Source organism: Phenylobacterium sp. J367 (assembly GCF_024699985.1).
GTDB lineage: Bacteria > Pseudomonadota > Alphaproteobacteria > Caulobacterales > Caulobacteraceae > Phenylobacterium.
Map to the genome: position 1 here is coordinate 1,702,469 of NZ_JAJONA010000001.1, position 9,705 is coordinate 1,712,173.

The window sequence follows — 9,705 nt, forward strand, 5'->3', positions numbered from 1 at the left end:
CCGCCGCCTCAAGGCCTGGCGCTCGCGCGCCGCCGCTGGCGCGGGCGGGCTGAAGCCCGCGCCTTCACCCGGCGGGCGCGGGCGGCGATGGGCTGGCTGTGAGATCTAAGGCGGGGTGGCCGCTCGGAGGGGCGGCACCGCCCGCGATCATGCCTAGCGACGGTCAGTTTGCGGCGCGAGCAGCCGTGAAATCTGGAAGCTGAATGCGGGTCAGCCGCCAACCAAAGAGACCTTGCCGACGTAAAATGAACTCGAGCTTCTGACTGGGGGGCCTCTGGGTCAGAAGTCGATATTCCAAAGGTGTCGAGGTCCTTGTACCGATAGTCGAATCTCGGTTGTTGCGATTCTGGCAAAGACGATTGTGGCGTATGCCTTTTGGCGGCCTCCACCTGAACGGCCGCTTGGTTGCTAGTAGTGCTTAGGCCTGTCGGCTTCGCCTTGCCGGTGGTGACCATGGCTCCGATGGCGTCTGGTGTGACATAGGCGTCAATTGCCCGCTCAACGATCGCGGGAACCATCAGGAGCGCGAGAGCGGCGAATGGATTCGCCTGCATCTCCGGGTCCGTCTGCATGGCCGTCATTAGCTGAGCATTGATCTGACTCTTGAGGCCTTCACGCACAGTTGGGAAGTCGACGAGGCGTTCGAGTCGCTCAGCGTCTCCCTCGCGCGCGGCAGACCTCAAGCTCTGTGCCGCGAGTAGCGGGGAGGCGAAGTAGGCAGCGAAAAATGCCGCAACGAGCGCGATCGCGCCGTTGAGCAAGGCTTGTTTCGACACGCCGGCCCCCATTGCCAAGCTTCGAGCTAATCGCGGAACGAGGTTATCTTCAAGCGGTAGCAGCGGCTGTGAATGAGGCCCGCGCGCCCCCTCATCCGTCGGCCTTGCCGACACCTTCTCGCACAAGGGGAGAAGGGCGGCCGGGACCGGACCGCCCGTCAGGGCGGCGCCACCGAGAGGCGGGCGAGTTCGGTGCGGGGTTGCTGCCACTCGGGGCGGAGCTCGATGGCCCTGGCGTAGTCGGCCAGCGCGGCCTCCCATTGGCCGAGGTTCTCGTGAGCCAGGGCGCGGTTGAAGTGGGCCTTCTCCGGTTCCTTGACGCCGAGCGCGAGGGCCCGGTCGAGGTCGGCGATGCTGGCAGCGAAGCGGCGGGCGCCGAGGGTGGCGGCGCCCCGGTTCAGATAGGCCTCGCCCAGGTCGGGCTTGACCTGCAGGGCGGCGTCGAAGTCGGCGGTGGCGCCGGCGAAGTCCTTGCGCCGGAGCTTCATGACCCCGCGGTTCACGAACGTGCCCGCCCGGTCGAGGGGGTCGAGGACCTCGGTCGTCAGCGCGTTCGTGCAGACGGCCTGGCTGGCGATGTCGTCCTCGCCGGTCTGGGCTGCGTAGGCGCAGAGCCGCGCCTGGCTGCCGCCGAGGACGGTGACCGCCTGCGCGCCAGCGCTTGTGGCGGCGAGGGTGGCCAGCGACGCGATACCAACAAGGACCAGGATCCGACGCACGGCGCTCCTCCGTTTTCGTGCAGACGATACGCGAGACAAGCTTCGCCACATTAGCCGGTGGAGGGGGCGCGCCTGTCAACTGCCGGCGGCCGGGCCGGCCGGGCGGCGGGTTTGGCGGCGGGCTTGGCGGTGCGGGGGGCGGGGGCGTACACCGCCGGCTTCGGCGGTTCGGAGGCTTCCATGAGCGATGCGGGCGGGGACGGGGACTTCGTGTTCGACGAGGCGTCGGGGGAGTGGATCAGCGCCGAGGAGGCCAAGGCCCGCGCGGCGGCGGCGGCGGGCGCCGTGGAGGTGCGGGACGCGGTCGGCAACCGGCTGGCCGACGGGGACGCCGTGAGCCTGGTCAAGGACCTGAAGGTGAAGGGGTCGGGCGGGCAGACGCTGAAGCGCGGGACGGTGATCCGGGCGATCCGGCTGACCGGCGACCCGCAGGAGATCGACTGCCGGCACGAGGGCATCAAGGGCCTGGTGCTGCGGGCGGAGTTCGTCCGGAAGGTTTGAGGGCGAGACGCGCGCCGGTGTGGGGGCAAGCTTGGGGGCAGGCGATGGGCAGGCTTGAGACATCGAGGGTCGTGCTGCGGCTGGTGCTCGGCGCGGCCTATCTGGCCGCGGGGGTGCTGCATCTCCTGGCGCCCCGGCCGTTCGTGGGGATCACGCCGGACTGGGTGCCGTGGCCGGAGCAGGTGATCGCGGCGACGGGGGTCGCCGAAATCCTGGGGGCGACGGCGCTGGTGGCGGTTCCGCGGCTGCGGCGGGCGGCGGCCATCGGGCTCGCGCTCTATGCGGTCTGCGTCTATCCGGCGAACATCAAGCATGCGGCCGACGCCCTGGCGGCCCAGGGCTCCGGCGCCTGGTGGCCCTATCACGCGCCCAGGCTGGCGTTTCAGCCGGTCATCGTCTGGTGGGCGCTGTTCGCCGGCGGGGTGACGTCCTGGCCGTTCGGCCGGCGGGTCCGGGACTGACGTAGTGCCGGCGCAATTGTCAGCGCCGGGGCCGCCCTCTACGACATGGCCATGCGCGCCCTTCCCGTCCTGATGCTGATCGTTGTCGCCGCCTGGGGGGCCGCGGCGGCGGCGGCCGAAGTGGCGGACCGGCTGCACGGTCCGCGCGGGGAGTTCGTGGACATCGGCAGGCGGCGGCTGCGTCTGGTCTGCGAGGGCCCGCGCTCGGACGCGCCCACCGTCTGGCTGGAAGCCGGCGCGTTCGGCGGGGCGGCCGACTTCGCGGCGATCCAGCAGAAGCTCACGGGCCGGGGGCTGCGCTCCTGCGCCTACGACCGGGCGGGGATGGGCTACTCCGATCCCGGGCCGGGCCCGCGGGACGGGGCGGCGATCGCCGGCGACCTGGCGAAGCTGATCGCCGCCTCGGGCGAGCGCGGGCCGTTCGTGTTCGCGGGCCACTCGATGGCCGGCCTCTACCTGCGCCTCTACACCGCGCGCCACCCCGACCAGGTGGCCGGGCTGGTGCTGATCGACGCCGCCATGCCGGAGATGATCGACGCCCCCGGCGCCCAGCAGTTCGTCGACCGGTTCACCACCCTGGCCCGGCTCGGCGCGGCCGTGGGCAGCCTGGGGCTGACCAAGCCGTTCTATCTGATGGGCGACCGCATCGGCCTGCCGCCCGAGGGGCGGGCGGAGAAGCGGCATGGGTTCGTCTCGGGGCGCCAGAGCCGCACGGCGCTGGCCGAGGTGGAGAGCTGGCGGGCGGCCGCCCAGCAGGCGGCGGCGGCGGGACCGCTGGACCCCGACTGGCCGGTGGCGGTGGTCATGGCGGGTCCAGCGCAGTCCGGCGCCTGGACCGAGTCGCGCGAAGCCCCGGCCCAGGCGTCCCGGGCCGGGTTTGTGGACCACGTCGAAGGGGCCGGCCACCGCACCCTCCTGGGTCTCGTCCACGGCGATCGCACCGCGGCGGCGATCCAGCGGGTGGTCGCAGGGCCGGGCGCCCGGGACTGACGCAGGGCGGGCGCGGGCTCCGTCCTAGGGCGCGGCGGCGGGGGAGCGCGTAGGCGACGGGCGCGCTCGGGCCGAGGGGAATACCCAGTCCGATCCACGCGACCACCAGGACCACGCCCACGATCAGCAACCCGATGGAATAGGGCATCATCGTCGCCGCGAGGCTGCCGATGCCGAAGTCCTTCTGCCAGCGCTGGCAGAACACCAGGATCAGCGGGAAATAGACCATCAGTGGGGTGATGATGTTGGTCGCCCCGTCGCCCACGCGGTAGGCCGCGGTGGTGGCCTCGGGGCTGATGCCCAGCAGCATCAGCATCGGCACGAGCACGGGCGCCAGCAGCGCCCACTTGGCGCTGGCCGAGCCGACGAAGAGATTGAGGCCCGCCGTGAAAACCACGATGATCGCCAGGAGCGCCGGGGCCGGCAGGGACAGCTGCTGCAGCCCGGCGGCGCCGTGGACGGCGGTGATCAGCCCGAGGTTCGACCAGTTGAACATCGCCACGAAGTGCGCCGCGGCGAACGCCAGCACGAGATAATAGGCCATGTCGCCCATCGACCCGGCCATCATCTGCACGAGGTCCCGGTGCGTCTTCACCGTCCCGGTCGCCCGTCCGTACGCCCAGCCCGTGGCCAGGAACAGGAGGAAGAAGGCGGCCACCAGCGACTGGTAGAAGGGGGTCAGCCGGCCGGTCGCCGCCGCGGTCTCGTCGATCAGCGGGGTGCCGGGGCCCAGGGTGAAGACCAGCCAGAGCGCCGCCACGGCCGCCGCGGCCAGGCCGGCGCCGCGCAGCCCTCGCCTCTGCTCGGGCGTGAGCGGCGCGTCGGCCACCATCTCGGCCGAGGCCTCCGCCCCCTCTTCGGCGGCGGAGCCGGGGTGAAGCGGCCCAGGCGCGGCTCCACGATCCGGTCCGTGACGTACCAGATGACCGGCAGGAACACGACCGTCATGGCCGAGATGAAGAACCAGTTGCCGGCGATGTTCGCGTCCCATGCGGGGGCGATGGTCTCCGCCGCCGCCTCGGTGATCCCGAACAGCAGGGCGTCCAGCTGGCCGGGCAGCAGGTTGGCCGAGAAACCGCCGGAGACCCCGGCGAACGCCGCCGCGATGCCCGCCACGGGATGCCGGCCCGCCGCGGCGTAGAGCGCGCCGGCCAGGGGGATCAGCACCACATAGGCCGCATCCGCCGCCAGGTTGCCGAGCATCGCCACCAGCGCCACGAGCGGCGTGAGCAGCATCCTGGGCGCGCCGCGCACGGCGGCGCTCATCGCGGTCCCGAACAGCCCCGAGCGCTCGGCGACGCCCGCGCCGAGCATCACGACGAGGACGTACCCCAGCGGATGGAAGTGGGTGAACGTGGTCGGCATCTCGACCCAGAGCCGGCGGATGTTGTCGGCCGAGATCAGGCTCTCCGCCGCGACCAGGGCCAGGGCGCCGGTCTCCGGGTCCTTTTGCGTCGGGTGGACGGCCGACACGCCGAGCGCGCTGGCCACCACGCTGATCACGATGAGGGCGCCGATCAGATAGACGAACAGGAAGACCGGATCGGGCAGCCGATTGCCTGTCCGCTCGATCCAGCGAAGGACCCCGCCGGTCTGTTCCCTGCTCGCCGAATTCATGAATTGACGCTCCTTCGCGGCACCTGCCCGCCGATCGCGAGAACGCGTATCTAAGCGCAGCCACGCTCCATATGCATCCGGAACATGCCAGGGGTGGCGCGCTCCGGACGGAAGTGCAACGCTCCGCGCCGCCGCGTCCGGCGGGGGGAAAACAAAGATGAAGCGTGCGGTTCTGGCGGGGCTCGTCCTCGCGCTCGTGTCGGCGTCGGCCGCGTCCGCCCAGCCGGCCGCCCGGCCTGCGCCCACGGCGGCGGCCCTGCCGCCGGTGACCATCTACCATCTGGAGGGCCGCCGCTCGGAGCGGATCGTCTGGCTGATGGAGGAGCTGGGCCTGCCCTACCAGCTGGAGTTCAAGCCGGCCGACATGATGGCCACCTCGGCGGCGCTCCGGGCCATCAACCCGGCCATGCCGGTCTATCCCACGGTGAAGTACGGCGATCAGATCCTCGTGGAGTCGGGCGCGATCATCGAGACGATCGTCGACCGCCACGCGCCCGGCCAACTGACGCCGGCGCTCCACTCCGCGGACTACCCCTATCACCTGATGTGGATGCACTACGCCGAGGGCTCGCTGGCCTCGCGGGCGATCGCCGACTACCGCGTCTGGCAGATCCGGCCGCCCACGGAGCGGTCGCGCCTGGTGGATTCCGAGCAGGTCGTGCAGTTCGCGGAGGACTACCTGGGCCAGCACCCGTGGTTCGGCGGGCAGGCGTTCTCCACGGCCGACATCATGATGCTGTTCCCCCTGAACTTCGCGATGCAGCTCAACATCGTCGACAAGACCCGGTTTCCCAACGTCAACGCCTGGAAGGCGAGGATCGAGAGCCGCCCGGCCTATCAGCGGATGATCGCCAAGGCGCGCCCGCGGGGCATGGTCGGCAGCCTGCCCGCCCTGCCGCAGCACGCCCCGCCCGGGCCGCGCGCGGCCCCCGCCCCTCGCGGTAGGCAGCGGGCGCCGCGGCGTCCTTTCCACTGGCGAAGCGGCGGCCCGGACAGTACAGGGCCCGGATGATCGAACCCCATCCGTCGGGCGGCTACATCCTGGACGAGCTCGTCGTCGGCATGAGCGCCGAGAAGCGCGTGCCGGTGACCGAGCAGAGGATCGCCCAGTTCGCCGAGGCCTCGGACGACTTCAATCCGCTGCACATGGACGAGGCGTTCGCCTCCCGGACGGCCTATCGCGGCCGGATCGCGCACGGCCTGCTGTCAGCCTCGTTCGGCTCGGCGGTGGTGGGGACGATCCTGCCCGGCGCCGGGGCGGTCTATCTCGGCCAGACGCTCAATTTCCACCGGCCGGTCCGCATCGGCGACGTGGCCCAGGCGCGGGTGACGGTGGCGTCGATCGACGACGCGACGGCCCGGGTCGTCCTGCGCTGCGAGGTCTTCGTGGGCGACGACCTGGTGATGGACGGGGAGGCGACGGTCCGCGTGCCCCGCCGCCGGCGGCCGGCGAAGGGGGGCCTAGGGCCTTCGGCTTCAGGTCCGGGCGGGCGGCGAGGAAGGCGGCGCGCTCGGCGGGGGTGAGGACCTTGGCCTTCTTCTGGCGGGAGACCTTGGGCGTGGGCCGTGCGTAGGCGGTCGGCTCGGCGGCCTTGCGGGCGCCGCCCTTCAGGTCGGAGAGGCGGATGGGGGGCGGCTTCATGGCGTGGGGCCTCGCGGGGCTGGGTCGAGCCACCGCCCACGAACGGGCGGGCCCTCACGCCATGTGTGGACGATTCCCGGCGGGGCGCGCCGGGATTTCGCGCCGCAGCCCTAGGTCAGGCGTCGGCCAGCCAGCGCCGCGGCAGGCGGTAATCCGGGCGGGTGGGGCGCACGAGGTCAAGGCCGACGCGCGCGGCGAGGCCGGCGAACCGGGCCATAATGACGAGGGTGCGGATCACGACCGGCGGTCGCCGCGGTCGCCCTGGCCGCGCTTGGCGGGCGTCTTCGAGTGCTGGCGCTGGTCGGCGGCGGAGGATTTGCCCACGTCGGTCTGGTCCTCGGTGAACCGGCCGTCCTCGTCGCGGCGCACGTAGCGCTTGTCGGTTCCGGTGTCGATTGTCTCGCGGTTCGGCATCTGATGCTCCCTCTGCTCCCGACAGAAGGCGCAGGCGCGGCTCCGGTTCCCCGGCGGGCGGCGCGGAATCCGCGCGATCGCCCGGTGGAAACCGCGGCGCGGAAGGCCCACATTCCCGGCGACGGGCCAGCGCCCGATGACCTGAGCGAAGGAGACGCGACATGACCACGACCGAACGGGCGGTTCTCGCCGGGGGCTGCTTCTGGGGCATGCAGCAGCTCATCCGCCGCCAGCCGGGCGTGCTCTCCACGCGGGTCGGCTATTCGGGCGGCGACGTGAAGAACGCCACCTACCGCAACCACGGGACCCATGCGGAGGCGATCGAGATCGTCTTCGACCCGGCCGTGACCAGCTTCCGGGATATCCTGGCCTTCTTCTTCCAGATCCACGACCCGACGACGCTGAACCGCCAGGGCAACGACATCGGGATGAGCTACCGCTCGGCGATCTTCTACACCGGCGAGGCGCAGAAGCGGGTCGCCGAGGAGACCATCGCCGACGTGGAGGCCTCGGGCCTGTGGCCCGGCAAGGTGGTCACCGCCGTGGAGCCGGTGGGCGACTTCTGGGAGGCCGAGCCCGAGCACCAGGACTACCTGGAGCGGATCCCGCACGGCTACACCTGCCACTTCCCCCGGCCCGGTTGGAAGCTGCCGGCCCGGGCGTCCGCGGCGACCTAGGCGCTCAGGCCAGGCGCTCCGGAGCGGGCGGCCCCGGCGGCCGCCCGCTCGGCGAACACGCGGTTCACCGCCTCCAGGTTCGCCTCGCCCCAGAGGCAGAGCGGCACGAGAGCCTGGGCGAGGCTCTCGCCCAGCGGCGTCAGGCTGTAGTCCACCCGGGGCGGGATCTCCTTGTAGTCGGTGCGCTTCACGAGGCCGTCGGCCTCCAGCTCCTTGAGCTGCTGGATCAGCATCTTGTCGCTGGCGTCGCGCACCGCGCGGCGGAGCTCGCCGTAGCGGGTCGGCCCCCCTTGCGCGACGAAGTAGAGGATCAGCGGCTTCCACTTGCCGGAGATCACCCGCAGCGTGGCGTCCAGGCCGCAGGTGAAGCCGGGCAGGGTTGGCGTACAGGCCGGACCGGCCGAGGAGGTCTTCGACATTTCTGGGCACTTACCAAAAGGTGCATACTTGTCGATAGGTGGGTGCGCCGCCAGCTGAGGGCAACCTCAAGCAAAGGAGCGCATCATGAAGAGGCTGGACGGCAAGACCGCGGTGATCACCGGCGGCGGAAGCGGCATCGGGCTGGGCGCGGCCCGGCGGTTCGTGGAGGAAGGCGCGTTCGTCTATCTCTTCGGCCGGCGGCAGGACGCCCTGGACCGGGCGGTGGCCGAGCTCGGCCCCAGCGCCCGGGCGGTGGCCGGATCGGTGACCGAACCCGCCGACCTCGACCGGCTCTATGCGGCGGTGAAGGCCGAGCGGGGCGGCGTCGACATCGTCTTCGCCAATGCCGGGACCGGCGCCCTGGCGAAGCTGGGCGACCTGACCCCCGAGCACTATGACGCGACGTTCGACGTCAATGTGAAGGGGCTGATCCACACGGTGCAGAAGGCCCTGCCCCTGATGGCGCCGGGCGGGTCGATCATCCTCACCGGCTCGACGACCGGGGCGATGGGGACGCCGGCGTTCAGCGTCTACAGCGCCTCCAAGGCCGCGGTCCGCAACCTGGCGCGGAGCTGGGCGCTGGACCTGCAGGGCACCGGCATCCGGGTGAACGTGCTGTCGCCCGGCCCCACCCGCACCGACCTGGCGATCGAGGCGGTGGGCGCCGACGCCATCGAGGCGCTGGGGGGCGATGACCCCGATCGGCCGCATCGGCGAGCCCAGCGAGACCGGCGCCGTGGCGGCCTTCCTGGCGTCCTCGGACTCGAGCTTCATGACCGGCGGCGAGGTGTTCGCCGACGGCGGCCTGGCCCAGGTCTGAGGACGCCCGGGACGTCAGTCCCTCAGGCTGGCGGGGACCTTGCCGCCGTTCTCGGCGAGCTTCTTCCAGACGGCCTTGGAGAGCGCGATGTTCTGCTCGGCGCTGCCGTGCGGCCCGGCGTTGACGCCGAGCTCGCCGGCCAGCTCCTTGCGGGCGTCGAGGCTGGAATCCATGTCGAGCAGCTTCAGCAGGTCGACGATGGAGGTCCGCCAGTTGCCGCCGCCGCCCTTGGCGGCCGCCATGGATTCGAGGATGGCCTCGACGTCCACCGGCTGGGCGGGCTGTGCGGCCGGCGCCGGAGCAGGCTTTGGAGCGGCCTGGGCCTGAGGGGCAGGCTGGGGCGCGGCCTGCGGCTTCGGGGCCGCCGGCTTGTGTCCGGTAATCTTGTTCCAGATCGAGCTGAAGATGCCCATGGGTCGCGCCTCCGTCCGTTGTCCCGCCTGATGGCCGGGCGACAACGGACGGGCGGCGGGGGGCGTTCCGGCGCTCTAGAACAGTCCGGCGCGCTGGGCGATGACCACGGCGGCGATGATCAGGATCAGCGCCTGGAGGATGGTGCCGAACGGAGACGGCAGCGGCAGCTTCTGGACCGCCCAGGCGATCAGGGCGGCGACGACGATGACGATGACGGCGAAGACCAGGATGGACATGGTGGCTCCGGATTGCGC

14 protein-coding genes and 3 pseudogenes are annotated in these 9,705 nt (G+C 71.6%); 8 read left to right on the top strand and 9 right to left on the bottom strand.

Annotation, left to right across the window (positions count from 1 at the left end):
* Window positions 1-8: 8 nt before the first annotated feature.
* The gene (locus tag LRS04_RS27775; protein ID WP_374575735.1) at window positions 9-1,037 is read right to left on the bottom strand and encodes a DUF2939 domain-containing protein; all 1,029 of its coding nucleotides are present in this window, start codon (window positions 1,035-1,037) and stop codon (window positions 9-11) included.
* Window positions 935-1,495: a tetratricopeptide repeat protein gene (locus LRS04_RS09220; protein ID WP_257816104.1), complete on the bottom strand. Its 561-nt coding sequence runs from the start codon at window positions 1,493-1,495 to the stop codon at window positions 935-937. Before LRS04_RS09220 ends, LRS04_RS27775 begins: the two co-directional genes overlap by 103 nt.
* 285 nt (window positions 1,496-1,780) lie before the next feature.
* On the opposite strand from LRS04_RS09220, the gene LRS04_RS09225 reads away from it, so the two are divergent.
* The 3 genes from LRS04_RS09225 to LRS04_RS09235 are packed head-to-tail and all read left to right on the top strand — an operon-like array spanning window position 1,781 to window position 3,447.
* A complete protein-coding gene (locus LRS04_RS09225; RefSeq protein WP_257819056.1) occupies window positions 1,781-1,996 on the top strand; it encodes an alkylphosphonate utilization protein in 216 nt (71 codons plus the stop codon).
* Window positions 1,997-2,040: 44 nt separating this feature from the next.
* Window positions 2,041-2,457 carry a DoxX family protein gene (locus LRS04_RS09230; protein ID WP_257816105.1) on the top strand — a complete coding sequence of 139 codons (417 nt, stop codon included), beginning with the start codon at window positions 2,041-2,043 and terminating at the stop codon, window positions 2,455-2,457.
* A 51-nt stretch (window positions 2,458-2,508) separates the two neighbouring features.
* Window positions 2,509-3,447: an alpha/beta fold hydrolase gene (locus LRS04_RS09235; RefSeq protein ID WP_257816106.1), complete on the top strand. Its 939-nt coding sequence runs from the start codon at window positions 2,509-2,511 to the stop codon at window positions 3,445-3,447.
* A 109-nt stretch (window positions 3,448-3,556) separates the two neighbouring features.
* Here LRS04_RS09235 and LRS04_RS09240 read toward each other — a convergent pair.
* Together LRS04_RS09240 and LRS04_RS09245 are read right to left on the bottom strand one after the other, a co-directional pair.
* Window positions 3,557-4,276, bottom strand: a pseudogene (locus tag LRS04_RS09240) (AbgT family transporter); the annotation flags it as partial.
* Complete coding sequence (locus LRS04_RS09245) at window positions 4,159-5,064, bottom strand: AbgT family transporter (protein WP_257816107.1); 906 nt, start codon at window positions 5,062-5,064, stop codon at window positions 4,159-4,161. The pseudogene LRS04_RS09240 and the gene LRS04_RS09245, both read right to left, overlap by 118 nt.
* 157 nt (window positions 5,065-5,221) lie before the next feature.
* Between LRS04_RS09245 and LRS04_RS09250 the strand changes: the two genes are divergently transcribed.
* Entirely contained in the window at window positions 5,222-6,076 is an 855-nt protein-coding gene (locus LRS04_RS09250; RefSeq protein WP_257816108.1) for a glutathione S-transferase family protein, read from the top strand.
* Window positions 6,073-6,519: pseudogene (locus tag LRS04_RS09255) on the top strand (MaoC family dehydratase); the annotation flags it as partial. The gene LRS04_RS09250 and the pseudogene LRS04_RS09255, both read left to right, overlap by 4 nt.
* 302 nt (window positions 6,520-6,821) lie before the next feature.
* Here the strand turns inward: LRS04_RS09255 and LRS04_RS09260 are convergent.
* Window positions 6,822-6,944: a hypothetical protein gene (locus tag LRS04_RS09260; RefSeq protein ID WP_257816109.1), complete on the bottom strand. Its 123-nt coding sequence runs from the start codon at window positions 6,942-6,944 to the stop codon at window positions 6,822-6,824.
* Window positions 6,941-7,120, bottom strand: coding sequence for a hypothetical protein (locus tag LRS04_RS09265; protein WP_257816110.1), 180 nt, complete (start codon window positions 7,118-7,120; stop codon window positions 6,941-6,943). The genes LRS04_RS09260 and LRS04_RS09265 overlap by 4 nt, the downstream gene beginning before the upstream one ends.
* Window positions 7,121-7,281: 161 nt before the next feature.
* On the opposite strand from LRS04_RS09265, the gene msrA reads away from it, so the two are divergent.
* Window positions 7,282-7,797: a peptide-methionine (S)-S-oxide reductase MsrA gene (gene msrA, locus LRS04_RS09270; RefSeq protein WP_257816111.1), complete on the top strand. Its 516-nt coding sequence runs from the start codon at window positions 7,282-7,284 to the stop codon at window positions 7,795-7,797.
* On the opposite strand, the gene LRS04_RS09275 is transcribed toward msrA, so the two are convergent.
* The gene (locus LRS04_RS09275; protein WP_257816112.1) at window positions 7,794-8,216 is read right to left on the bottom strand and encodes a helix-turn-helix domain-containing protein; all 423 of its coding nucleotides are present in this window, start codon (window positions 8,214-8,216) and stop codon (window positions 7,794-7,796) included. The two genes, msrA and LRS04_RS09275, sit on opposite strands and share 4 nt — an antisense overlap.
* Before the next feature lie 85 nt (window positions 8,217-8,301).
* On the opposite strand from LRS04_RS09275, the pseudogene LRS04_RS09280 reads away from it, so the two are divergent.
* Window positions 8,302-8,832 (top strand): annotated as a pseudogene (locus LRS04_RS09280) (SDR family NAD(P)-dependent oxidoreductase); the annotation flags it as partial.
* 76 nt (window positions 8,833-8,908) lie between these two features.
* Window positions 8,909-9,037, top strand: a complete 129-nt coding sequence (locus tag LRS04_RS27780) for an SDR family oxidoreductase (RefSeq protein ID WP_374575748.1) — start codon at window positions 8,909-8,911, stop codon at window positions 9,035-9,037.
* 14 nt (window positions 9,038-9,051) lie between these two features.
* Here LRS04_RS27780 and LRS04_RS09285 read toward each other — a convergent pair whose 3' ends face one another.
* The gene (locus tag LRS04_RS09285) at window positions 9,052-9,450 is read right to left on the bottom strand and encodes a DUF3597 domain-containing protein (protein WP_257816113.1); all 399 of its coding nucleotides are present in this window, start codon (window positions 9,448-9,450) and stop codon (window positions 9,052-9,054) included.
* Window positions 9,451-9,525: 75 nt separating this feature from the next.
* Window positions 9,526-9,687, bottom strand: a complete 162-nt coding sequence (locus LRS04_RS09290) for a hypothetical protein (protein ID WP_257816114.1) — start codon at window positions 9,685-9,687, stop codon at window positions 9,526-9,528.
* Window positions 9,688-9,705: the final 18 nt, after the last annotated feature.